The sequence below is a fragment of the Methylobacterium sp. P3_A11 genome (assembly GCF_056403155.1).
Window position 1 is genome coordinate 1 of sequence record NZ_JBFUGA010000248.1, and the last position, 740, is coordinate 740.

General features: G+C 75.9%; 1 protein-coding gene. It reads left to right on the top strand.

The features are described 5' to 3' along the window. Nucleotides 1-740: hypothetical protein (locus tag AC1DXK_RS31085; RefSeq protein WP_477299721.1), on the top strand; the 740-nt coding region annotated here is incomplete at both ends.

Sequence of the window (740 nt, forward strand, 5' to 3'; positions counted from 1 at the left end):
GGCCCAGGTCGAGGCCCTGCGCGGTGCCGCCGACGGGGCGCTCAGCGAGGCGTCGCGCCTCGCCGAGACCCTCGACGGCCGCGGCCGCTCGCTCGGGGAGCAGACCGCCGCGCACGTGGCGGCCCTCGACCGGGCCGCGACCTCCCTGGCGGCCATCGAGGAGCGCCTCGACTCGGCCCTGTCGGGCCGCGAGACGAAGCTCACCGAGGCGCTGGCCACCTTCGAGGCTCGCGCCGCCGCCCTGGAGCAGAACGGCAACGCCCTGGCGCAGACCATCGAGCAGACCCTGCGCGCCGCCGAGGAGCGCGCCCGCAGCGTCGGGGAATCCCTGGCCCAGTCGGCCCAGGGGGCCGGGGCCTCGGTGACGAGCGCCTTCGCCGACCTGAAGGACAGCGCCAGCGCCGAGGGCGAGAAGGCCGCCCAGGGCGTCCGGCAGGTCATCGCGGAGGCGTCCCGCGAGATGCGCAGCGGCTTCCAGGAGGCCCAGGCCAGCTTCGGCGACTCCTTCTCGGCCCTGCGCGAGATGGCGGGTTCGATCCGCGGCGAACTCGACGCGACCCGCGCCGAACTCGCCAAGGGCGTCCTGGAGCTGCCGCGCGAGACGCAGGACGCTACCGGCGAGATGCGCCGGGTGGTGGCGGACCAGATCAAGGCGCTCAACGAGCTGTCGTCGCTGGTCTCCCGCTCCGGTCGCTCGGTCGACGTCGCCCAGCCGCAGGCCCAGGCCCAGGCCCAGGCCC